Raw genomic sequence first — 22,362 nt, forward strand, 5'->3', positions numbered from 1 at the left:
AAAAACTAATTACGAAAAAAATGAAATTAAAACTATTTTTCACCATTCTTGCCTCGATTGCTTTCTCTTTCTCAAGCATAGCGCAAGTTTCTAAAAATGAAAGTGCTGCCAGAGAATGGATAAATGACCATTCGGGAGAATTAAATATTCAATCATTTCACACTTTTAAATTGAGCTTTGTCAGAAAAGGATTGGCCGGAGAAACACTTCGTTTTCAACAAATGCTGAATGATGTTCCTGTTTTCGGAGCTGAAATTGTAATCAATTTTGCCAATGAAAATACCGTAGCTTATTCTTCAAACAGTTATGATGATAAAATAGCTAATATTACGACTACACCAAGTATTTCTAAAAGCCAGGCTATAGCCATTTCTGATAGCGAATTGAAATATAAAGAAGCAGTAACTTTTCAGGAAGCAAAGTTATATGTCATGAATATCGATGGAACAACAAAATTGGTTTATCGCGTAGTTACCAATGCACATGATATAACCGGAAGTTGGGAAGTAATAATTGACGCCGCTACAAGTGCCATCCTGAGTAAGAAAGATATTGCGGTTTATTACAGACATAAAAAAGAAGAATCCAAAAATACTGAACAACAAGCAGAGAAGAAAAACCTAGCTGCAAAACAGAATGCAAGTTATGTTTCTGGCACTGCTTATGTGTTTAATCCGGATCCGCTATCTCAAGCTCATGTAGCTTATGGCGGCAATTATGACGACAACACAGGAGCAGTAGCACCCGATGATACTGTTGAAACAAATACAGTTCAGCTAGATGCTGCCAGATCTTCTGTAACACTACCTGAAATAGATTTTACTTCTGGAGTTTACAAATTGAAAAGCAGTTATGTTGAAATTAAAGAACTAGAAGCACCTAGTAAAGGTCTTTTTACCCAAGCAACACCGAATTTTTTGTTTACTAGAGTTGATGATGCTTTTGAAGCAGTAAATGCTTTTTATCATATTGATAAGAGTTTGCGTTACATCAATGAGACTCTAGGGATTCCGTGTATACCCTTGACAAATAATGGTGTTTTGTATTATGATCCGTCTGGAGTTAATGGAGATGATAACTCTTATTATACTAACGGGACACTGACTTTTGGTGAAGGCGGTGTTGATGACGCAGAAGATGCCGATGTGATTTTACACGAATTAGGTCATGGATTGCATGATTGGATTACCGGTGGTAATGCTTCAAGTGCAACAGGACTTGGTGAAGGAAATGGTGATTATTGGGCAATGTCTTATAGCAGAAGTCTAAACCAATGGGCTTCATCAGAAGCTGCTTATAATTGGGTTTTCAGTTGGGACGGGCATAATGAATGGTGGAGCGGAAGAACAACAGCCTATACCAGAACTTATCCGCAAACAGGCTCAACGTATACAGAATCTCATGTATATGGCCAAATTTGGGCTACTGCCTTAATGAAAATTTATGATGTAATCGGTAAGACAAAAACAGATACCGCTTTCTTAGAAGGGTTAGCACTTACAAATGGAGGATCAAATCAAAAAACAGCTGCTGTAGCCGTAAGACAGGCAGCTATAAATATGAATTATCCGTGTGCTGATATTCAAACCATGACTACCAAATTCAATGCTGCGGGTTATGCATTACCGGCACTTGCATTGAGTATGGCTCCAATCGCAGATCAAACAGTACAAGCAGATGCGGGCACTAACACCTATACTTTACCTAGCTATGCCACTTTGGCAAACCCCATAGTAGCCAATTGCAATGCTACTTTAACTCAAAATCCGACAGTCGGAACTGTATTGGCGCCGGGAGTATATACTATTACTATGGTAGCTACCAGCGGCACATCAGTAACAAGAACATTCCAACTTACCATTACTTCTAATTTAGGGGTTAATGAGTCGGTCAAAAATCACTTTGTATTATATCCAAATCCGGCCACTACGGTGTTGCATATGAAAGGTGAGTTTGAGGCAAACGAAAGCGTGACTATCTATAATATGTTAGGACAAATAGTATTGAGAAAAACAGTAAACACTAATGAAGAAAGTATCGATATTACTACTTTATCTACAGGGATTTACAATGTGTATTTCAACAATGCCAAAGTATCTTATAAATTTATAAAGCAATAAGGCTAAAAAAAGAATCAATAGAAACCACAATGCGAAATCATTGTGGTTTTTTTATGAAAAGAGTTTTATAAAAACGTAGTAACTCAGTACCTTTGCACCTTAGAATTTCATAAAATGACCAAACAACAAATTATAGACACCTTTGATCCAAGTCAGCCAGGCTTGGCCGATGCTACCGTTTTTGGATTGCCATTCTCGGCAGAACAATCAGAAATTATTATTATTCCAGTACCTTGGGAAGTTACCGTAAGTTATGGCGCCGGGGCTTCAGAAGGACCGGAAGCTATATTGGATGCTTCGTTTCAGGTAGATTTAAATCATCAGGATTTCCCGGAGTTATGGAAATTGGGAATGTACCTTGATGAAGCGCCAAAACATTGGGCAACCAACTCAGAAAAGTACAAAGCTTTGGCACAACCTATCATCGAAATGCTCGAAAGCGGCGAGGCCATAGAAACCTATCCGGCGTTGCAGGCAGATTTAGATAAGATTAATAAAGTGTGCCGTGAGCTGCATACGGAAGTCAAAGAAAAAGTCTTGTACTGGATGAACAAAGGCAAAAAAGTAGCGCTTATTGGCGGGGATCATTCTACGCCATTGGGCTATTACGAAGCTTTGGCAACATTGCATGAGAATTTCGGAATTCTGCATTTGGATGCGCACATGGATTTGCGTATTGCTTACGAAGGGTTTACGTATTCCCACGCGTCAATTATGTACAATGCATTAAAGATTCCACAAATTTCAAAAATTGTACAAGTCGGGATTCGCGATTTTTGTGAGCAGGAAGTAGAAGTTGTAAAACAAGCCAAAGGAAGAGTACTGGTAAATACCGATGCTGATTTGAAAGCAGAAACTTTTGAAGGGAAAACCTGGGCCGAACAATGTGATGCCATCATAGCCACCTTGCCACAAAAGGTTTGCATCAGTTTTGATATTGACGGGATGTACCAATGGTATGCGCCTAATACTGGAACACCGGTGCCTGGTGGATTTTCGTTTGAACAAGCTACTTATTTGTTTAATAAACTTGCCGAAAGCGGTAAAGAAATTATAGGATTTGATTTAGTAGAAGTGGCACCTGGCGATACCGATTGGGATGGTAATGTGGGCGCCCGAATGCTATTTCACATGTGTGGTGTTTTGGCCAAAAACAACGGCTTGAATGTGGGGCAGAAAATAAATTTCCCAAGAAAATAACAGAGTATTCTTTATAGTATAGAACCAAACAACCCTTTTAGTGCATTGCTGAAAGGGTTTTCTTTTTACAATAATCTTCCATAATGATGCTCAGTAATTACTTATATTTGTGTAAACAACAGCGTTATGAAAGCCTTAAAGAAAATCTTCCTAATCGTCTTAACCCTTATAATTGTTATACTCCTCTTGGGTTTTTGTTATCTGCAATACACCAAACCTAAATACGAAGGAGAGCAATCGTTAAAAAATATTTCCAAAGAAACAACGGTCTATTTTGACGAATACGGTGTGCCTCACATTTATGCCGCCAACCAAAAAGATGCTATGACCGCTCTGGGATATGTTCATGCGCAGGACCGATTGTGGCAAATGGAACTCATGCGACGCATTGCTCCCGGAAGACTTTCCGAAATGTTTGGCAATCCGGTGTTGAAGACTGATAAATTTTTTGCCGGAATTGGCATTGATGAAAACTCCGCCAAAGCGGTAGCCCAAATGGATAAAAATTCACAAACGTATCTTTTGGCCAATGCCTATCTCGATGGAATTAACCAATACCTGGAAGAAGGCGTTTCCCCAATAGAATTCCGTTTGCTGGGAATTAAACCCGAAAAATTCACGCTGAAAGATGTCTATAATATTTTTGGTTTTATGTCGTTCAGCTTTGCTATGGCACAAAAAACAGATCCTTTGCTAACCGATATTCGTGACAGATTTGGTATGGAATATCTCCAGGATTTTGGCATTCATGGCGAATTTAGTAGCCAACAACTTAAGTCTTATAAAGGCAATTATAAAGCTTACAGCGAAATCAGCAAAACCTTAACAGTGTTGTTGGAGCAGTCTCCGGTTCCTGCTTTTATTGGCAGCAACAGTTGGGTTATTGGTGGCGCTAAAACCAAAAATGGCAAAGTTATTTTGGCCAATGATCCACACATTATGTATTCACAACCGGGGACTTGGTACGAAGCCCACATTTCCTGTCCTGATTATGAAATGTATGGCTATTACATTGCCGGAACGCCGTTTCCGTTACTCGGGCACAATCGCGATTATGCTTATGGTTTAACGATGTTCGAAAACGATGATGTGGATTTCTTTCAGGAAGAAGACAATCCGAATAATGAACACCAATACAACACTCCAGACGGTTATAAAAATTATACCTATAAGCAAAAAACCATCAAAGTAAAAGACAGTGCCGATGTCAAACTAAATGTGAAAACCAGCCATCACGGGCCAATCATCACAGGATTGTTAGACGGATTAGCCACCAAAAAATCGGTTGCCATGTCGTGGATTTACACCCAACAAAAAAATCAAATTCTGAATGCTGTTTATGAATTGTCCCATGCTAAAAACCTGGAAGATTTTCATAAAAACATAGAACTCATCAAAGCGCCCGGGCTCAATATTATGTATGGTGATGCTAAAGGCAATATTGCCTGGATTACTTCGGGGAAGTTGTACAAGGTGGATAAAAGTGTCAATACCAATTTCATTCTCAACGGGGCTAATGGTATTGATGACAAGAAAGAGTTTCTGCCTTTTGCCAAAAATCCATCTGCGGTCAATCCGCCATGGAATTATGTTTATACTTCGAACAATCAGCCCGAAGCCATTGACGGGTATTTGTATCCCGGTTATTATTTGCCCAAAGACAGAGCGCTTCGGATAGACGGTTTGTTGGCTCCAAAAAGCAATTGGACCAAAGAAGAAGTTAGTAAAATGATAGTCGATAATACTTCAGCAACTGCTAGGGAAATAGTAGTCAATATGACAGCGCCAATTAATGCTGCCAATTTTTCGGCCAATGAAAAACAAGCTTTAAAAACGTTAAAGGCATGGCAAGGTACGCACGCGGTTGATGAGGTGGCGCCGACACTGTTTAACAAATGGCTGTATTTTTATTTGAAAGACACCTTTGAAGATGAGTTTGGCAAGGATAATTTCAAATTATTGTTAAGCACCCATATCATCAAACAAGTGATAGAAAATCAGAGTAGAAATGCGGCTTCGGTTTGGTGGGACAATATTGGAACCAAAACTAAAAAAGAAACACAAGCTGAGATTTTGACGCAATCCTTCAAAGAAGCCACAGCCTCGTTAGAAAAACAAATGGGAACCGATATTTCGCAATGGCAATGGGGAAAAGTGCATCAGGTAACCTTCCAACATCCGATTGGCAAAGTGAAATTGTTTAGTAAGTTTTTCAATGTGGGTAGTTTTCCAATTGCCGGTACCAATGAAGTCATCAATAACCAGTTATTTATTTATACCGATGATGCCGAAATTACTGTGAAAGGAGGTCCTTCCACCAGACGCATTATTGATTTTTCGGATATTGAAAACAGCTGGAGTGTTTTGCCAACAGGACAATCGGGCAACCCAATGAGTTCCCATTACAACGATCAGGCGGATATGTTTGTCAAAGGCAAATTCCGAAAAATGAAACTCAACAAAAAGGAAATCATCGCAACAGCTACCAAGTTGGTTTTTAAACCTAAGTAAATAGCGTTATAACAAATAATTATCCTGATTCCATTCGTCTATTCGGGGCAAACCATTAAATTTGCAAAACCGTTTACTAAAATTAAATGCAAACTCCTCAAAAAATTGCTGTGGTAGGTTCGGGCTTAGTCGGAACTTTATTAGCAATCTATCTCAAAAAACAAGGCCATACCGTGCATGTGTATGACCGAAGTCCGGATATCAGAACGGTTCAGTTTTCGGGGCGCTCTATCAACTTAGTAATGTCAACCCGAGGGTGGAAAGCCATGGAGGATGTAGGGTTGGATGACGAAATTCGAAAAATTGGCATTCCGGTTGATAAACGGGCCATTCATTTAAAAGACGAAAAACTCAATTATCAATATTATGGCAAAGACGGAGAAGCTATTTTCTCTTTGTCTAGAGGTGTTTTAAACCGCAGAATGATTGATTTGGCGGAAGCGGAAGGCGTAGAGTTCTTTTTTAATCACAAAATTTGGGATGTTACTTTAGCCGATGCCACTTTGCATATCGGAGATTCTGAAAGGGGCGAGTGGACGGAGTTGAAATACGATAAAGTCTTTGGTGCCGACGGTGCTTTTTCCAGAATCCGTCACCGCATGCAGCGTCAGAGCATGTTTGATTACTCGCAGGAGTTTATGAAAATTGGCTACAAAGAATTACACATTCCCGCCAATCCTGATGGCACGCATAAAATAGATAAAAACTCATTACACATTTGGCCACGAGGCAACTTTATGCTAATGGCTCTGCCTAATTTGGATGGTTCGTTTACTTGTACGTTGTTTATGCCTTTTGAAGGTGAAAATTCATTCGAACAATTAAAAGACAAAGAAAGTTTGATTAATTTCTTTGCAGAATATTTTCCCGATACAGCCGCTGTAATTCCGGATTTGGTGGAAGATTTTTTCAAAAATCCGACAAGTTATTTGGTGATGATGAAATGTTATCCGTGGACCTTTGAAGACAAAGTGGCTTTGATTGGTGATGCGTCACATGCCATAGTTCCTTTTTATGGGCAAGGGATGAATGCCGGTTTTGAAGACATTACCATTTTGAGTGAAATGATGACGAAATATGGTGATGATTGGAAAACCATTTTCTCAGAATATCAAAAATCGCGTAAACCGAATGCCGATGCGATTGCAGAACTTTCGTTGCGTAATTTCATTGAGATGAGCACCAAAACGGCTGATGAAAAATTTTTACTGCAAAAGAAAATCGAGAAATGGTTCTCGGATAAACATCCTGATAAATGGCTGCCACTGTACAGCCGGGTGACTTTTAGTCTGCATCCGTATTCGGAAGCCTTGGCTTTGGGAGATTTTCAAAATAGCATTATGGAAGAAGTCATGAAAATGCCCAACATCGAAGAAAAATGGAATAGTGAGGAAGTCGAAAACAAAATCATAACCCTATTACAATAAAAAAGTCCCGATCATTCGGGACTTTTTTTATTCTTCGCGGTGTACTTTGGTAAAATCAAAAGCGGGTTTGCAAATGGCAATGTATTCACACGGTTCGTCAAACGGGTTTGAGTATTGCACACGGGTATTTTTCTCTATTTTGATGGATTGACCGGCTTCTAAAATCACAACTTCGCCTTCGATAATAAATTGTTTTTTTCCTGAAATGATATAGGTGTACTCGTCAAACTCAGGGGTTTGAAAAGGTTCTTTCCAATGTGGTGGCGCGACCATGTGGGCTATCGAAATTTCGGAGTTGTCCGTCGTAGCCTGACCGTGGTGTTCTTCTATGAGTTTACCATCTGTTGTTGGCACGATGAAGGGTGCTTTTTGTATAAAGTATTTTTTCATAATTCTAAAAATTTAATCCCACACAAATTTCCAATGACCGTCTTTTTGCTTTTTCCAAACGGTGTGAAAAACACCTTTAAAGTCTTTTTTGTTTCCCAAAGAATCGGTCACCGTCCAAACGTATTTCCCATAGGTATACGCTAAGGTTCCGTCATTGGAAACATCAATAAAATCAGGTTTCCAGGTCACGGCTGCTTTTTTAAATTTCGGATTGCTGAAAAAGGTTTTGATTGCTTCTTTTCCTTTAATGAGCGAATCATTGTCGCGTTTGATAATGGCATTGCTGTCGGCAAAAGTGTAGAAAGCTTCCTGAATTCCTTTGGCTTGCGCCAAATTTTTGAAATCGTCTTCGGCTTTTGCGACTTCGGCTTTCAGAGCAGTACTGTCAATAGGAGTGTTTTTTTGGGAACAACTGAAAACCAAACAGGTCAGTAACAATAAGATTGCTTTTTTCATAATAGAAATGGTTTTATTTTTTAAACATAAAATAAACGGCCAATACCAAAAGGGCAAAGCCAATGATATGGTTCCAACGTAAGGTTTCATTTTTGAAAAACAACAGGGAGAAAAGCACAAAAATGACTAAGGTAATTACTTCCTGAATGACTTTGAGTTGCAATAAAGAAAAAGGCCCTCCATTGCCTTCATAGCCTATTTTGTTGGCAGGAACCTGAAAACAATATTCGAAAAAAGCTAATCCCCAGCTGATTAAAACAATGGTAATGAGTCCGGCATTTTCAAACCATTTCAGTTCTTTGAATTTTAGATGGCCATACCAGGCCAATGTCATAAAAATATTCGAAAGCACTAGCAATCCTATTGTGAAATAACTTTTCATTCGGGTATTAAAAATAGTGGAGTTGTAAAAGTAGGTAAAGCTATTGTCTTTTCAAAAATAAGGAAATGTTAATTATTTTCGAACCCAGTAAAAAAAGCGGTAAATTTAACTTTTTGAAAAAAAGGTTGATGGGATAAATACATTTTCAACACTTTTCACGTTATACTTATAATTACTCATTAAAACACTTAAAAAGGAAAGTATTTTTATTTAATATTTAATGATTGATTGAAATGTCTGAATCGCTTATTTTGATTGAAATTAAGGCAGGTAGTATTAAATCTAAAAAAAGTTTTTTTATTTGAAGTAAAAAATTAAATTTGCTACCAATCAAGTTTATTTAACAACTAAAACTTATAAATTATTTAAAAATTAAAATTTAAAAAAATGGCAAACGTTAAAAAAGAAAGTGGTTCAAACTTAGGAGTAATGTTCTCTGGAATTGTGATTGTAGTATGTATTTTAATTGGAATTCTTGTGTGGAATTTCATTATGGGTGCAGGGTCAAATTTTGAAGGTGGAGTAAACACAGGAACACCACTAAAAGGAAATTATTTGGCAATGGTTTACAAAGGAGGGCCAATTGTGCCGGTTTTGATGGGGTTATTGTTAATGGTGGTTGTTTTCTCATTTGAAAGATATTTTGTGATTTCTAAAGCTACCGGTAAAGGAAATTTAGATGCCTTTATGAAAAATGTTCAGGCTAGCATCAAAGGAGGGCATATCGAAGAAGCCATTTCTGCTTGTGACAAACAACAAGGTTCTGTAGCCAACGCTATCCGTTCCGCTTTAGTAAAATACCAAGATGTTAAAAAAGAAGGATTCAACAGTGAAGAAGCTTCTGAAACCATCCACAAAGAAATCGAAGAAGCTACAGCTCTTGAAATGCCAATGTTAGAACAACACATGACGATTTTGTCTACTTTAGTTTCTTTAGGAACTCTTGCAGGATTGTTAGGAACGGTAACAGGTATGATTAAAGCATTTGCCGGATTAGCTGGTGGTGGTGGAGCAGATTCTGCTGAGCTTGCAAACGGTATTTCTGAGGCGTTGATTAATACAGCTACAGGTATCTCAACTTCTGCTTTAGCTATTATTTGTTATAACTTCTTTACTTCAAAAATCGACAGTCTTACTTATGCTATTGATGAAGCAGGTACTACTATCGTTAATACTTACAGACATTTTAGAGGTAGCTTAAAACAATAATTTTGATAGTCACTATCAATAATACTATATAAAACAATGGCAATAAAAATGAAAAAAAAGTCAACATCTACCGATATGACGGCGATGTGTGATGTTGCATTCCTTTTGCTTACGTTCTTTATTTTGACTGCTACTGCTAAAGTTCCTGAGGCAATGCCGGTTGATACACCAGCATCCACAGTACAGACTAAGTTACCTGAAAAAGATTTGGCTACTTTGACTGTAGGTCATGGAAAAGTATTTTTTGATGTCAAAGGAAAAGATGTCCGTGTGAGAACCCTTGAATTAATGGGTAAAAAATATGGCGTTCAGTTTTCGGAAGATGATCAAAATAAGTTTGCAATAATGGAAAGTTTTGGAGTGCCGGTTCAGAATCTTAAGCAGATTCTTGACATGCGACCTTCAGACAGAAAGAATGTTCAGCAGCCCGGAATCCCTAAAGATTCTTTGGATAACCAATTGGCAGATTGGGTTCAGAATGCCCGAATTGCGAACATTGAGTTGCATGATAAAGAATTGGAACTTGCCATAAAAGGTGATGCTAAAGAAGAGTACCCTATTATCAAAAGAGTGATGGATATTTTGCAAGATCAAAAAATCAATAGCTTTAGTTTGGTTACTGGTTTGAGAGGAAAAGAAAAATAATTTAAAAAATATACTAAATGGCTGAATTAAATACCGGCGACGGCGGTGGTAAAAAAGGCAGTAAAAAAGTAAGGAGTAAAAAGCAAAACTCTAAAGTAGACTTAACGGCTATGGTGGATTTAGCTTTCCTTTTAATCACTTTCTTTATGCTTACCACAACGTTGTCTAAACCCCAATCGATGAATTTGGGTTTGCCAGATAAAGATCCGGACAAGGATAAAAATAAAGATGTTAAAGTAGATGAGAATCGTACGATGACAATATTATTAGGAGAGAACAATAAATTGGTTCGTTATGTGGGCTTGTTGGCAACTCCGGTTTCAGGAGGTGCGCCAAAAGACTTTGAGTATGGTAAAGACGGAATCCGAAAAGAATTGTTGAGCAGAAAAGCGGCAGTACTTCAATATACCGGAACCAAAGACAAAGGAATGATTGTAATTATCAAACCAAGCAAGAAGTCTAAGTATCGCAATTTAGTGGATATACTTGATGAAATGGCCATTGTTGGTGTTCCTACTTACGCCATTGTAAATGAGTTTACACCAGAAGAAAGCAAATTGATTGGAGGAACATCTACAGCTGCAACTCCTGCGACGGAAAAAACTCCTAATCCTTAATCTAATTAAAAAAGAAAAGACATGAAATTAGATTTATTAAAAAATCAATGGCTGGAAATTGTTTTTGAAGGACGAAATAAATTATATGGTGCTTACGAACTAAGAAAAACAAACGGTAAGACTACCGTTAGATCTCTAATTATTGGAGGTGTTATTTTTGTTTTTTTGGTTAGTATTCCCGTATTGATGAATTTGCTTCCGGATAATTCAGACGAAGCTGTTTTAGATCAAAAAATTACAACGGTAAAATTACCGCCAAAAGAAAAACCAAAAGAAGATCTTCCACCACCACCGCCACCGCCACCAAAAGTGGATCAGGTAAAATTTGTAAAGCCAGTTGTGGCTAAAGCAGAGGAAGTAACCGAAGAGCCACCAAAAGTGGAAGAAATAAAAGATAAAAAAATCGGTGCTGAAACTATCAAAGGTGATCCGGATGCGGAATTAAGTGTTGAGCCAGTTGGTAACGGTCCGAGTGTAGTAGAAGAAGACAATCAAATCTACAACACAGCCGGTATCGAGGTTAAACCTGATTTCCCTGGTGGGTTAGATAAATTCTACAAATTCATTGGTAAAAATTTCCAGGTTCCTGAAGAAGAAGGATTGAAAGGAAAAGTATTTGTAACATTCGTTGTAGAAAAAGACGGTTCGTTAACAGATATCAAAGTAATCAGAGACATCGGTTACGGAACAGGAAAAGAAGCTATCAGAGTTTTGAAGTCTTGTCCAAAATGGAATCCCGGTGAACAAAATGGAAAAAAAGTGAGAGTATTATACTCCCTACCAATTTCTATTCAATCAGCCGAATAAATGGGTTCAAAAATCATAGAAAATTTTCAGAAGAAATCGCTAAAAGAGCGATTTCTTCTCGTTATTAGCTTACTCAATTTTATTGCTTTTTGTTTTTTGGGATGCCTTTTGTTGTTCTGGAAAAAATTGCAATTGAATTTGCCAAATAATCTCCAACTAATTGTTGGATGTCTTATAATATTATTTGCTTTTTTACGTTTTATACCTCAAGTAAAGCGTTTGAATAAATTAGATGATGAATAAAATAACAAAATCAATTGTCGGCTTTCTTTTAATAACCCTATTGTTTGTTTTTTCCTGTCAAAAGAAAACAGAAGGCAAACAGGACACTATCATTGAGGGAAAAGCAACTATTTATGTCGATGAATCTATCTTGCCGATAGTAGAAGACGAACAAGCTGTTTTTGAAACCGAATACAGTGCTAAGTTGCATTTGGTTCCCAAATCAGAAAATGAAGTATTGAATTCTTTGCTAAACGATACAGCCAAAATCGCTGTTTTAACACGACAGCTTTCCGCTAAAGAATTAAAAGTTTTTGAATCCAAAAAAATAGTACCGAAAACAACACCTTTTGCTATGGATGCCGTTGCTCTTATAAAAAATAAAGCATCCAATGACACGCTTATCGCTTTGCAGGATGTAATTGATTTTATGCAAGGCAAACAAGTTTCCAGTATTAAAGGATTAGTGTTCGACAATCTTAATTCCAGCACAGCAAGATATATTGCCGAAAAAGCGGGAGTAACTATTTCGAATCAAAAAAATGTTTTCTCTTTCAAAACCAATGAAGAGGTAATAAAATATGTGGCTCAAAACAACGGAATGATTGGCGTTGTCGGAATGAATTGGATATACCAACCGGCATTAGAGCTACAGGAAATGGTAGATAAAGTCAATGTGTTAAGTGTGAAAGATACAAATGCCACGGCTTACTTTTCACCTACGCAGGATAATCTTGCTTCCGGAAACTATCCTTTGGCACGTCATTTGTATATTATCAATTGTCAGGGATATGCCGGGTTAGGAATGGGGTTTACTTCCTTCCTTGCAGGAGATAGAGGACAGCGTATTATTTTAAAATCAGGTTTAATGCCTGAGCGACTGCCAAGCAGAAAAATTCTGATTAGAAACAAATAAAAAAAGATAAAAATTAAAAATTGCAAGATGAACAAGTTTAAAATTTTCAGCTTAGCGTTAGTAGCTACCACCATTGCGAAAGCACAAGATTTAGAGCCAGCGAAGAAAGCTATTGATGCTGAACAATTTGAAAAAGCCAAATCGTTGTTGAAATCAGTAATACAGGCTAAGCCTACCAATGGTAAAGCTGCCTTCCTTTTAGGGAACATTTACCTAAAACAAAACATTGCCGACTCAGCGTCTATTTATTTCCAAAAAGGATTAACCGCTACGGATGGTGCCCGATTCAATAATATCGGATTAGCACAGTTAGATTTAGATAAAGATAACAAAGCAGCGGCTCAAGCCAAATTTGATTTGGTTACCAAAGACTTGAAAAAGAAAGATACAGAAGAGTATGTGTATATCGCTCAGGCCTATATGAATGCTGACAAGCCTGATTATAAAAGTGCCATCGCTGTTTTGACAAAAGCAGCCACTGCAAATCCTACCGATGCTCAAGTGCAATTGGCCTTAGGGGATGCTTATTATGGCGATAAAAAACAAAATGAAGCTTATGTCGCCTACAGAAATGCTTACCAAACGGACAGTTCTTTAATCAGAGCCAAAATGCAGTTAGGGGTTTTGTTGAAAGGTGCCAAAGCCTACACAGAAGCTGTAAAAGCGTATAACGAAGTTATTGGGATCAATCCAAATTATGGGCCGGTGTACAGAGAATTGGCTGAAACTTATTACTTATGGGGAAATAATGAGCCAAAAACCTATACCGAAAATATTCAAAAAGCTTTAGGTTTTTATGAAAAATACATGAGCTTGACGGATTATTCCATCACATCACGTATGCGTCATGCCGACTTCTTGATCTTAGCTAAAGATTACAAAGCCTTGGAAATTGAAGCTACCAAAATGAAACAATTAGATGGCGTAAATCCAAGAATTCTAAGATATTTAGGGTATTCAGCTTATGAAAATGGAAATGCAGATGCCGCTTTAGACGCTTTGCAAAAATATACGTCCAATCCGGCAAACAAAATTATTCCGCGTGATTACTTGTATTTAGGCCAGGCTGAAATCAAAAAAGGAACCAGTGCCGATGGTAAAACTGTAGATCCAACATTGTTGGCCACAGCTATTGCAGACATCAAAAAAGCAATCGACATGGAGCCATTAGCGGTAAATGAGTTGAATGAATTAGGAAAAAAATTATACGATCAAAAAGCCTTTACTGCTGCGGCAGCCGTTTTTGAATTGGCGGTTACTAATCCAAATTCTAAAAACTTCTTGATTGATAATTTCTACTTCGGAAATGCATTGTACTATGACAATACCAGAAAAGATGTAGTAAAAGCGGATCCTATCGCTTTGCAAAAAGCAGATGTGGCTTTTGGAAATGTAATAACAGCTTCGCCAACAACACAAGATGCTTATTTGTTCAGAGCCAGAACCAACAGATTGTTGGAAAATGATGCGATGATGACTACGTATTACCAACAATATATTGATACGGTTACAGCAAAAGGAGAACCTGAAATCACTAAGAATAAAGCTAAGTTCATCGAAGCTTACAACAACATGGCAGCCAGTTTTGCTAATACAGATAAAGCCAAAGCCAAAGAGTTGTTCAATAAAACCTTAGCGCTTGATCCAACAAATGCCTACGCGTTAGATTCCTTGAAAGTGTTGAAATAAACTATAGAAATTACTAAGTAAGACCGTTCTGAAGCATCAGGGCGGTCTTTTATTTTGCAGCATTTTCAAATTTTCAAATTAACTCATTTTCAAATTGAGTATCTTTGCCAACTATATTCAAAAAAATGTTATCAAAAGAAACACAATCTTCCGTTGAAAAAGGAGAAATGCTTCCCCTGATGGAAGAGTTTTACACCATTCAGGGCGAAGGCTTTCACACCGGAACTGCAGCTTATTTTATTCGAATTGGCGGTTGCGATGTAGGGTGTCATTGGTGTGATGTGAAAGAAAGTTGGAATGCCGAATTGCATCCGCCAACTGCTACCGATTTGATTGTTGCCAATGCGGCCAATTATGCTGATACGGTTGTAGTGACGGGTGGCGAACCCTTAACTTGGGACATGACATTGCTTACGCGAAAGTTAAAAGACAAAAATCTTAAAGTTCATATTGAAACTTCGGGTGCTTATCCGGTTACGGGTACTTGGGATTGGTTTTGCCTTTCGCCAAAGAAAAATAAACTCCCGGTGGCAGAGGCTTATGCTATCGCCAATGAGTTAAAAGTCATTGTTTACAACAAACACGATTTTATTTTTGCCGAAGAACAAGCCGCCAAAGTAAATAATAATGCCATACTCTTTCTGCAACCGGAATGGAGTAAAAAAGAAGAAATGACGCCGTTAATCGTAGATTATGTGATGAACAACCCCAAGTGGAGAGTATCGTTACAAACACATAAATATTTGAACATTCCTTAACTATCATTATATGAAGCTAATGCCACTTTTGTTATTTATGTTGTTGCCAATGGCTGCCTTGTCACAAATTCAAGGGGAAGATGAAGTTTATTTAAAAGGTGACCGAATCGAAGCCAAGTTCAATGGTGGCGGAATTGACGAGTTCACAGATTTTATCCATAAAGAATTTGATTATACCAAAGTAACCAAACCCGGCAAAATGGTTGGCGCTTTCACTGTTGATGTTGACGGAAGTGTCAAGAATATTAAAATCATTGAGTTTTTTGATGTCGAATCGGCCACAGAATTCATAAGAGTTTTGAAAAAATGCCCCAAATGGGAGCCTGCCAAACGCAACGGGAAAGCCATTAGCATAGAAATAAAATACCCAATGGTCTTCAAAAAAAGAAACTAAATATTATTAACAACTATAAACTTAAAATTTAAAAAATGAAAAAATTTTTAATCGCAGCCACATTTGCTTTCGTTTCACATGTTGGTTTTGCTCAAGAGGATGCTTTAAAAAAAGATGTATTAAAAGTAATTGAACTTAGTGGCTCTGCTTCGCAGATGAAATTGGCCAAAGACCAAATTCTACAAATGGTTCCCAAAGAAAAGCAAGCCGCATTTATCTTAGAGTTTGATGCAACATTGCCTTCATTGTACGACAAAATGGCTAAAATTTATATGGATACCTATACCAAAGAAGACATCAAAGCCATGTTAGCTTTCTATGAAAGTCCTGTTGGTAAAAAAATCACTGCCAATGCTGGAGCTGTTGCCGAAAAATCACAAGCGGCCGGTCAAGAATGGGGTCAGGGTTTGCAAACCATGATGATGAAATACGTACAACAATAAACTTATGAAGAAGCTTATGCTTGTTGCTGCTTTTTGCGGTTGTCAGTTTGCTTTTGCTCAGAATGTAACTCCAGCCACGACAAACAGTCCGGAGGATACTAATATATACAATACCTCGGGAGTAGAGGTAAAACCAGAATTTCCGGGAGGACTTTCGGCATTTTACAAGTATATAGGGAAAAGTTACAATACTCCCAACGTTGCCGGATTGAAAGGTAAAGTATTCGTAACGTTTGTTATTGAAAAAGACGGAAGCGTTACCGATGTTAAAGTCTTAAGAGATATTGGTTACGGTACCGGCGAAGAAGCGATTAGGGTTTTGAAAGACTGCCCAAAATGGTTACCGGCCGAACAGAATGGCCAAAAAGTAAGAGTGCTATTTTCACTGCCCATATCCATACAAACAAAATAATCTTAAATCCCAAATCGTTTTGATTTGGGATTTTTTACTTTTGACCAAAAATCATCCATCATGTCCTCACCATTTTTATTAAATCCTGCCATCACGTTCCTAAATCACGGTTCTTTCGGAGCTTGTCCCAAACCCATTTTTGAAGAATTCCAACGCTTTCAACTCGAATTAGAATCCGATCCGGTTGATTTTATTCAAAGAAAACAACCTGCTTATTTGAAAACAGCAAGAGAGAGTTTGGCAAAATTTGTAGGATGCCAGGCTCAGGATTTATTTTTCACTTCCAATCCGACCTTTGCCATCAATACGATCATGCGTAGCATCCAGCTTAAGGAAGGCGATGAAATCTTGGCCACCAATCACGAGTATGGTGCGATGGACAGAACTTGGAATTTTTACTGCAAAAAATCAGGAGCGAAATACATTCGCCAAAACATCACCTTGCCTGTAACTTCCAAAGAACAAATCCTAGAAGAATTTTGGAAAGGCTATAATGCCAATACCAAAGTGGTTTTTCTAAATCAGATTTCGAGCGCCACCGCCTTGATTTTTCCGGTGAAAGAAATTTGCGAAAGAGCCAAAGAACTTGGGTTGATTACTATAGTGGATGGGGCTCACGTTCCGGGCCACATCGATTTAAATATTGAAGAACTGGCTCCGGATTATTACACGGCTACGCTACACAAATGGATGCTGGCACCCAAAGGCAGTTCCTTTTTATATGTGAAACCAACACTGCAAAATGAGTTGGAACCTTTGGTGGTAAGCTGGGGGTATGAAAGTGTGGCGCCTGGGGAAAGTCAGTTTCTGGATTATCATGAATTGCAGGGAACCCGCGATGTTTCAGTGTTTTTGTGTACGCCCAAAGTGATTGAGTTTTTAGAAAAAAACAACTGGAAAGCCGTGTCAAAAAACTGCAAACAAATCGTGTTAGACAATTGCCAGCGCTTTTGTGATTTGTTAAACACCCAACCAATTTCGCCCATAACTTCTGAGTTTTTGGGGCAAATGGCCAGCATTCCAATCAATACCAGCAATCCCACAGCACTTAAAAATGTGTTGTTCGAAACCTATAAAATCCAAGTACCGGTAATGCCTTTGAATGGGGATTATTACATTCGATATTCCATTAATGGCTATAATACGCAGGAAGATTTGGATGTTTTGTACAAGGCTTTGGAAGACATCATTAAGACAACGGATCTAATACAAGTCTAACTCCAGTTTTCTCTTTTTTTCAATTCGGTAATGTGCGCCAAATGATGGTTGCAATGCCATTCGTAAAGGCAAATCATTTCTTGGAGTGAGAATTCCTTGTTGTGCTCAGGGTGCACGTAGGTTTTTTTCAAATCGGATTCAGATAAATTTTTCATAACGAAAGCCAAGCGGAAATGCAATCCTTCCAGGAATTGAAGCGTGGGTTCAATCGGCATGGTTTTGTTGTCTAGGCCTTCTCCCCAAAGATTTTCGTAGTAAAATTTTATTGTCGGATTGTTTTCGGTCAAGGTCCATTTTAATCTTATAAAACAGTTCATGTGGCTATCGGCGCAATGATGCACGACCTGGCGAATCGTCCAACCGTCTTTTCGGTACGGAGTTTCCAATTGGGTTTGCGATAAAGATGCTACTTCCGATTTCAGTTTTTCAGGAAATGTGGCGATGGTGTTTATGGCTTTCGCCAAAAGTTCGGCGGTGTAACTTTCGGGAGCTTCAAATTTTCCAATCGGATAACGTAAGTGGTCGAGTGCTGAATTTTCCATTGTTTACAGAGTTAGTTTGGCCAAATAATCAAAATGTTTGCCTTCGGTTACTAATTCGCATTCCAAACCATTGGCATGAGCGGCATTTTGCAGCGTGTTATAATCGAGATACAGCCAAGGAAAAGGTTCTTCGGTTTCGCCTTTATAGGAAACGGTAAACGTCAATTCGCCATAATATCCGTCACCCGGAATCCACTTGCCACCATCTTCATCGTCATCAAACATATAAATAATGTCGGAACTGTCAATCAGAATTTGACCATTCGGATTCAAAAGCGATTTTAGTTTTAGTAAATAGTTGGAGGTTTCGGCCAGCGTTCCAAAGATGCCGGTGCCGTTCATTAGCAATAAAATAGTATCAAATTTTTCATTTTCTACCTCTAAAACATTCTGAACTTTAGCCTTTGACAAACCACGAAGCTGACAGGCTTTGACTGCATTGGCTGAAATGTCTATCGCAGTCACTTCAAATCCTTTTTCCTGTAAATACAAACTGTGGCTTCCCGCGCCGCAACCTACATCAAGGATTTTGCCTTTGGCCAGTTGCAAGGCTTTCTTTTCGAGCTTTGGCATATCCTGGTAATTTCTGAAAAGATAGTCCACGCTCATGTCGTCGGCTTCCGAGATGTTGGTTTCGGTAATCAAATCTTCCGGCGAATTATTAGTTTGAAAATCGAGTATGGCTTTTCCAAAAAGGTCTTTCATATGTGTGATTTAGAAGTTTAAAGTTGGTACTTTTGCATCAGAAATAAAACAAAAATGCTCAAACCGTCTTTAAACGAAATTCAAAAGTTAGCCAAAGATAAGCATATCGAAAACAAAAAGTATTTTGATAAGCTCAAAAAGAAAACGCCCAAGAATTTGGATTATGTGATGCAGGATTTACACGATGCCGAGTTCAAGCGCACCGACTGTCTGACGTGTGCCAACTGCTGCAAAACTACCGGGCCGTTGTTTACTTTGGCTGATATCGAACGCATTTCGAAGCATTTGAAACAAAAACCGCAACAATTCATCGACCAGTATTTGCGCATTGATGAAGATAAAGATTATGTGTTGCAAAGTGTGCCGTGTACGTTTTTGGATCATGAAAATTACTGCATGATTTATGATGTTCGACCAAAAGCTTGTCGCGAATTTCCACACACGGATAGAAAAAAGTTTCAGCAGATTTCTGATTTGACCTTGCAGAATGTAGCCATTTGCCCGGCCGCGTACAATATTGTAGAAGAAATGAAGAAGCGTTTGCCGCTTTAGTAGATTAGATACTTCTTCCGCATTGCTTTAAACTCATCCAGTCCTTTCTCCCAGGATTTTCTGATGTCGTTTTCCGAAACTCCGGCTTCAATTTGTTGTTGTAGCTTTTTGGTTCCGGCCAGTTTGGTAAAAAAAGCCGTAAAGAACTTCGATTTGTCAGCAGTGGTATTATACGCTTTGAGCAGCCATTTCAATTCCAATTGATGCACTTTTGGTGTTTGAGTCAAATCTTCGCCATAGCACAATTGGTTTTTATAAGGCGGTTCTTTGGCACCCAAATTTGGTATTGGCGTAAAACTAAAATCGCTTTTTGGTAAATAGGGTGAACCATAAATCTGAAATTGTTTTTCAGTGCCACGCCCCACACTTACATTCGTTCCTTCAAACAAACACAAACTCGCATATAAATTGATGGCTTGGTCGTTTGGTAAGTTAGGTGAAGGTTTTACAGGCAAACTGTATGGCATTTCTCTTTTGTAATTCAAACACGGAATCACTGTTAATGGGCATTGGATGCCATCTTTCAACCATTTTTCACCGTTAATCATTTGGGCGTACTCGCCAATGGTCATGCCGTGTAGCAACGGAATGGGGTGCATGCCAACAAAACTCGAATATTCTTTCTCCAAAACGGGTCCATCCACGATACTGCCATTTGGATTTGGTCGGTCCAGCACCAGCAACGGAATATTGTTTTCTGCACAAGCTTCCATAATATAATGTAACGAAGAGATATAAGTGTAGAATCGCGCGCCCACATCCTGCAAATCAAAAACCATAACATCAATGCCTGCCAGTTGTTCGGCTTTTGGTTTTTTATTGTCGCCATATAAGGAAACAATCTGCAAACCGGTTTTAGCATCTTTGCCATCCACCACATGTTCACCGGCATCAGCTGTTCCGCGGAAGCCGTGTTCGGGAGCAAATATTTTTTGAAGGTTGGTTCTAGATGACAGGAAGTCAACTATAGAACGCGCTTCATATACGTTTCGCCACCCACCGTTAGGTTTCCCGTCTTTATCATTTATTGTTCCTTGGTCTACATAAGAAAGAACACCTGTCTGATTCGTCACAATGCCAACTTTTTTATCTTTTAATAAAGGCAGATAAGCATCAGTATTTTCAGCACCGGTTATTATTCTTGCATTCTGCGTTTTAATAGCTGCATTCTGCTTTTCAGCTTCCGCCTTATCCCTTATCTCTTGTCCCTTTTGACTACTACAAGCAACCATTAGCAAAACAGAGAATAAAACTGTATTTTTGAACACCGAATTTGAAATCATACCATTGAAATTAGAATACTTTATAGCGAAACGCCTCATTACTGCTAAAGACCATAAAAGTAGTATATCTGCGCCAATTATAAAAATTGCCATCACCGCTATTGCCCTCGGCATGATTATGATGATTGTCTCTATCGCTACCGGTATTGGTCTCCAACAAAAAATACGCCAAAAAGTTTCCGCTTTCAACGGGCATATCATTATCTCGGGCTACAACGACAACAATTCCGATGTCAGTACTGACCCGGTTTCCATCCATCAGAGTTTTTATCCCAAGTTTAAAAATGTTGAAGGGATCACTCACGTCCAAGCCGTAGCCAGCAAAGCCGGTATCATCCGAACCGAATCGGCATTCGAAGGAATTATCTTCAAAGGCGTCGGCAAAGATTACCAAACCGACAATCTGAAAGAATATTTAATTCAGGGAAGATTGCCCAATGTAAAGTCCAATCTGAACGAGGAAGTGGTAATCTCACAATACTTGTGCAACCGATTAGGATTGAAGCTTGGCGATAAATTTGTGACCTATTTCATGAAAGAAAACAGCGAAGGCTACAATCTGCGCAATTTTAAAATTGTTGGAATATACAATTCGGGCTTTCAGGAGTTCGACGCGAGTTATATAATAGGAGATATTCGTCACGTGCAACGCATCAACAAATGGCATCCCGATCAAATCGGTTCCTTTGAAGTCTTCATAGACGATTTTACCCAAATCCAACAAAAAGGAAAAGAAGTCTACCAGGAAACGGCTTCCACTCTTGATACCCAAACCATAGAAGAAAAATTCTACTACATCTTCGAATGGCTTAAATTGTTTGATTTCAACATTATCGTCATTCTTATTGTCATGATAGCCGTGTCTACCATTAATATGGTAGTTGCGCTACTGGTTTTGATTCTCGAAAGAACCCAAATGATAGGTATTCTGAAATCCATCGGAGCCAACAACTGGTCAATTAGAAAAATATTCCTCTACAACGCCGCCTACTTAATAGGAAGAGGATTGCTCTGGGGCAACGCCATCGGAATCGGTTTGCTACTGCTTCAAAAATACTTTGGCATCATCAAGCTCAATCCCGAAAGTTACTACGTCAACGAAGCACCAGTCGATATCAATTTGTTCTACATACTGCTATTAAATATAGGAACCGTAGCCATCTGCTTACTGGTTTTACTCATCCCGTCCTATATTATTACCAAAATCACCCCGTCCAAATCCATCCGTTTCGAATAATAAATAAGAAGGAGCGAATGGCTTGGTGCTTATCAGTAATCCTTTTTCCCGCTTTTCGCGTTACATGGTAACTGCTACAATCGGGGCTAGGAGGGTAGTCTGTTTTGAGTATTTGCGAAGATTTTGATAAAGTATGGACGAACTACATTTGTAAATTTCATGATATCAGGGTATTAAAAAAAGAATAAAAAAAGGGTAAAAATTATTTGGATTGGGAAAGAAATAGT

At 38.4% G+C, this 22,362-nt stretch carries 23 protein-coding genes; 17 read left to right on the forward strand and 6 right to left on the reverse strand.

The window, feature by feature from the left end; all coding sequences use genetic code 11:
- Positions 1–20 precede the first annotated feature (20 nt).
- The 4 genes from V7D82_RS04805 (at position 21) to V7D82_RS04820 (ending at position 7,258) form a co-directional block, all read left to right on the forward strand.
- Positions 21–2,120, forward strand: coding sequence for a T9SS type A sorting domain-containing protein (locus tag V7D82_RS04805; protein ID WP_333599837.1), 2,100 nt, complete (start codon positions 21–23; stop codon positions 2,118–2,120).
- A 114-nt stretch (positions 2,121–2,234) separates the two neighbouring features.
- Positions 2,235–3,320, forward strand: a complete 1,086-nt coding sequence (locus V7D82_RS04810; RefSeq protein WP_333599838.1) for an agmatinase family protein — start codon at positions 2,235–2,237, stop codon at positions 3,318–3,320.
- Positions 3,321–3,446: 126 nt separating this feature from the next.
- Entirely contained in the window at positions 3,447–5,831 is a 2,385-nt protein-coding gene (locus V7D82_RS04815; RefSeq protein ID WP_333599839.1) for a penicillin acylase family protein, read from the forward strand.
- An 86-nt stretch (positions 5,832–5,917) separates the two neighbouring features.
- Positions 5,918–7,258 carry an FAD-dependent oxidoreductase gene (locus V7D82_RS04820; RefSeq protein ID WP_333599840.1) on the forward strand — a complete coding sequence of 447 codons (1,341 nt, stop codon included), beginning with the start codon at positions 5,918–5,920 and terminating at the stop codon, positions 7,256–7,258.
- Positions 7,259–7,285: 27 nt separating this feature from the next.
- Here the strand turns inward: V7D82_RS04820 and V7D82_RS04825 are convergent, their stop codons facing one another.
- Genes V7D82_RS04825 through V7D82_RS04835 form a run of 3 tightly spaced genes read right to left on the reverse strand, consistent with a single transcriptional unit; the run spans position 7,286 to position 8,486 of the window.
- Positions 7,286–7,648, reverse strand: coding sequence for a cupin domain-containing protein (locus V7D82_RS04825; protein WP_333599841.1), 363 nt, complete (start codon positions 7,646–7,648; stop codon positions 7,286–7,288).
- A gap of 12 nt (positions 7,649–7,660) precedes the next feature.
- Entirely contained in the window at positions 7,661–8,104 is a 444-nt protein-coding gene (locus V7D82_RS04830; protein WP_333599842.1) for a YybH family protein, read from the reverse strand.
- A 13-nt stretch (positions 8,105–8,117) separates the two neighbouring features.
- The gene (locus tag V7D82_RS04835; RefSeq protein WP_333599843.1) at positions 8,118–8,486 is read right to left on the reverse strand and encodes a DMT family protein; all 369 of its coding nucleotides are present in this window, start codon (positions 8,484–8,486) and stop codon (positions 8,118–8,120) included.
- Positions 8,487–8,873: 387 nt separating this feature from the next.
- Here V7D82_RS04835 and V7D82_RS04840 point away from each other — a divergent pair, with 387 nt between their 5' ends.
- From V7D82_RS04840 to V7D82_RS04890, 11 genes are all read left to right on the forward strand, one after another.
- Positions 8,874–9,695 carry a MotA/TolQ/ExbB proton channel family protein gene (locus V7D82_RS04840; RefSeq protein WP_333599844.1) on the forward strand — a complete coding sequence of 274 codons (822 nt, stop codon included), beginning with the start codon at positions 8,874–8,876 and terminating at the stop codon, positions 9,693–9,695.
- A 36-nt stretch (positions 9,696–9,731) separates the two neighbouring features.
- Complete coding sequence (locus V7D82_RS04845; protein ID WP_333599845.1) at positions 9,732–10,340, forward strand: ExbD/TolR family protein; 609 nt, start codon at positions 9,732–9,734, stop codon at positions 10,338–10,340.
- A 17-nt stretch (positions 10,341–10,357) separates the two neighbouring features.
- Complete coding sequence (locus V7D82_RS04850) at positions 10,358–10,957, forward strand: ExbD/TolR family protein (RefSeq protein ID WP_333599846.1); 600 nt, start codon at positions 10,358–10,360, stop codon at positions 10,955–10,957.
- 21 nt (positions 10,958–10,978) lie between these two features.
- A complete protein-coding gene (locus V7D82_RS04855; RefSeq protein WP_333599847.1) occupies positions 10,979–11,764 on the forward strand; it encodes an energy transducer TonB in 786 nt (261 codons plus the stop codon).
- Between the two features lie 232 nt (positions 11,765–11,996).
- Complete coding sequence (locus V7D82_RS04860; protein WP_333599848.1) at positions 11,997–12,902, forward strand: PstS family phosphate ABC transporter substrate-binding protein; 906 nt, start codon at positions 11,997–11,999, stop codon at positions 12,900–12,902.
- A gap of 27 nt (positions 12,903–12,929) precedes the next feature.
- The gene (locus tag V7D82_RS04865; RefSeq protein ID WP_333599849.1) at positions 12,930–14,591 is read left to right on the forward strand and encodes a tetratricopeptide repeat protein; all 1,662 of its coding nucleotides are present in this window, start codon (positions 12,930–12,932) and stop codon (positions 14,589–14,591) included.
- Positions 14,592–14,716: 125 nt separating this feature from the next.
- Entirely contained in the window at positions 14,717–15,349 is a 633-nt protein-coding gene (locus V7D82_RS04870) for a 7-carboxy-7-deazaguanine synthase QueE (protein ID WP_333599850.1), read from the forward strand.
- Positions 15,350–15,359: 10 nt separating this feature from the next.
- Complete coding sequence (locus tag V7D82_RS04875) at positions 15,360–15,743, forward strand: energy transducer TonB (RefSeq protein ID WP_333599851.1); 384 nt, start codon at positions 15,360–15,362, stop codon at positions 15,741–15,743.
- Between the two features lie 35 nt (positions 15,744–15,778).
- Positions 15,779–16,186, forward strand: a complete 408-nt coding sequence (locus V7D82_RS04880; RefSeq protein WP_333599852.1) for a DUF2059 domain-containing protein — start codon at positions 15,779–15,781, stop codon at positions 16,184–16,186.
- 4 nt (positions 16,187–16,190) lie between these two features.
- Complete coding sequence (locus V7D82_RS04885; protein WP_333599853.1) at positions 16,191–16,598, forward strand: energy transducer TonB; 408 nt, start codon at positions 16,191–16,193, stop codon at positions 16,596–16,598.
- A gap of 60 nt (positions 16,599–16,658) precedes the next feature.
- Positions 16,659–17,816 carry an aminotransferase class V-fold PLP-dependent enzyme gene (locus V7D82_RS04890; RefSeq protein WP_333599854.1) on the forward strand — a complete coding sequence of 386 codons (1,158 nt, stop codon included), beginning with the start codon at positions 16,659–16,661 and terminating at the stop codon, positions 17,814–17,816.
- Here the strand turns inward: V7D82_RS04890 and V7D82_RS04895 are convergent.
- Complete coding sequence (locus V7D82_RS04895; RefSeq protein ID WP_333599855.1) at positions 17,813–18,358, reverse strand: YfiT family bacillithiol transferase; 546 nt, start codon at positions 18,356–18,358, stop codon at positions 17,813–17,815. The two genes, V7D82_RS04890 and V7D82_RS04895, sit on opposite strands and share 4 nt — an antisense overlap.
- A 3-nt stretch (positions 18,359–18,361) precedes the next feature.
- Positions 18,362–19,063: a class I SAM-dependent methyltransferase gene (locus tag V7D82_RS04900; protein WP_333599856.1), complete on the reverse strand. Its 702-nt coding sequence runs from the start codon at positions 19,061–19,063 to the stop codon at positions 18,362–18,364.
- A 54-nt stretch (positions 19,064–19,117) separates the two neighbouring features.
- Between V7D82_RS04900 and V7D82_RS04905 the strand changes: the two genes are divergently transcribed.
- Positions 19,118–19,615, forward strand: a complete 498-nt coding sequence (locus tag V7D82_RS04905; RefSeq protein ID WP_333599857.1) for a YkgJ family cysteine cluster protein — start codon at positions 19,118–19,120, stop codon at positions 19,613–19,615.
- Here V7D82_RS04905 and V7D82_RS04910 read toward each other — a convergent pair.
- Positions 19,612–20,898, reverse strand: coding sequence for an exo-beta-N-acetylmuramidase NamZ family protein (locus V7D82_RS04910; protein WP_333599858.1), 1,287 nt, complete (start codon positions 20,896–20,898; stop codon positions 19,612–19,614). The genes V7D82_RS04905 and V7D82_RS04910 overlap by 4 nt on opposite strands.
- 4 nt (positions 20,899–20,902) lie before the next feature.
- Here V7D82_RS04910 and V7D82_RS04915 point away from each other — a divergent pair, with 4 nt between their 5' ends.
- The gene (locus tag V7D82_RS04915) at positions 20,903–22,135 is read left to right on the forward strand and encodes an ABC transporter permease (RefSeq protein ID WP_333599859.1); all 1,233 of its coding nucleotides are present in this window, start codon (positions 20,903–20,905) and stop codon (positions 22,133–22,135) included.
- The last annotated feature ends 227 nt before the right edge of the window (positions 22,136–22,362 follow it).

Origin of the sequence: Flavobacterium sp. (assembly GCF_036741995.1) — a bacterium.
Lineage (GTDB): Bacteria > Bacteroidota > Bacteroidia > Flavobacteriales > Flavobacteriaceae > Flavobacterium.

Bases quoted from the DNA above. Each gene is read 5' to 3' on its own strand.
- V7D82_RS04880 (WP_333599852.1), top strand. From the start codon at position 15,779: ATGAAAAAATTTTTAATCGCAGCCACATTTGCTTTCGTTTCACATGTT.
- V7D82_RS04850 (WP_333599846.1), top strand. From the start codon at position 10,358: ATGGCTGAATTAAATACCGGCGACGGCGGTGGTAAAAAAGGCAGTAAA.
- V7D82_RS04810 (WP_333599838.1), top strand. From the start codon at position 2,235: ATGACCAAACAACAAATTATAGACACCTTTGATCCAAGTCAGCCAGGC.
- V7D82_RS04820 (WP_333599840.1), top strand. From the start codon at position 5,918: ATGCAAACTCCTCAAAAAATTGCTGTGGTAGGTTCGGGCTTAGTCGGA.
- V7D82_RS04895 (WP_333599855.1), bottom strand. From the start codon at position 18,358: ATGGAAAATTCAGCACTCGACCACTTACGTTATCCGATTGGAAAATTT.
- V7D82_RS04885 (WP_333599853.1), top strand. From the start codon at position 16,191: ATGAAGAAGCTTATGCTTGTTGCTGCTTTTTGCGGTTGTCAGTTTGCT.
- V7D82_RS04865 (WP_333599849.1), top strand. From the start codon at position 12,930: ATGAACAAGTTTAAAATTTTCAGCTTAGCGTTAGTAGCTACCACCATT.
- V7D82_RS04830 (WP_333599842.1), bottom strand. From the start codon at position 8,104: ATGAAAAAAGCAATCTTATTGTTACTGACCTGTTTGGTTTTCAGTTGT.
- V7D82_RS04835 (WP_333599843.1), bottom strand. From the start codon at position 8,486: ATGAAAAGTTATTTCACAATAGGATTGCTAGTGCTTTCGAATATTTTT.
- V7D82_RS04870 (WP_333599850.1), top strand. From the start codon at position 14,717: ATGTTATCAAAAGAAACACAATCTTCCGTTGAAAAAGGAGAAATGCTT.
- V7D82_RS04825 (WP_333599841.1), bottom strand. From the start codon at position 7,648: ATGAAAAAATACTTTATACAAAAAGCACCCTTCATCGTGCCAACAACA.
- V7D82_RS04875 (WP_333599851.1), top strand. From the start codon at position 15,360: ATGAAGCTAATGCCACTTTTGTTATTTATGTTGTTGCCAATGGCTGCC.
- V7D82_RS04845 (WP_333599845.1), top strand. From the start codon at position 9,732: ATGGCAATAAAAATGAAAAAAAAGTCAACATCTACCGATATGACGGCG.
- V7D82_RS04890 (WP_333599854.1), top strand. From the start codon at position 16,659: ATGTCCTCACCATTTTTATTAAATCCTGCCATCACGTTCCTAAATCAC.
- V7D82_RS04910 (WP_333599858.1), bottom strand. From the start codon at position 20,898: ATGATTTCAAATTCGGTGTTCAAAAATACAGTTTTATTCTCTGTTTTG.
- V7D82_RS04805 (WP_333599837.1), top strand. From the start codon at position 21: ATGAAATTAAAACTATTTTTCACCATTCTTGCCTCGATTGCTTTCTCT.
- V7D82_RS04855 (WP_333599847.1), top strand. From the start codon at position 10,979: ATGAAATTAGATTTATTAAAAAATCAATGGCTGGAAATTGTTTTTGAA.
- V7D82_RS04860 (WP_333599848.1), top strand. From the start codon at position 11,997: ATGATGAATAAAATAACAAAATCAATTGTCGGCTTTCTTTTAATAACC.
- V7D82_RS04815 (WP_333599839.1), top strand. From the start codon at position 3,447: ATGAAAGCCTTAAAGAAAATCTTCCTAATCGTCTTAACCCTTATAATT.
- V7D82_RS04905 (WP_333599857.1), top strand. From the start codon at position 19,118: ATGCTCAAACCGTCTTTAAACGAAATTCAAAAGTTAGCCAAAGATAAG.
- V7D82_RS04840 (WP_333599844.1), top strand. From the start codon at position 8,874: ATGGCAAACGTTAAAAAAGAAAGTGGTTCAAACTTAGGAGTAATGTTC.
- V7D82_RS04900 (WP_333599856.1), bottom strand. From the start codon at position 19,063: ATGAAAGACCTTTTTGGAAAAGCCATACTCGATTTTCAAACTAATAAT.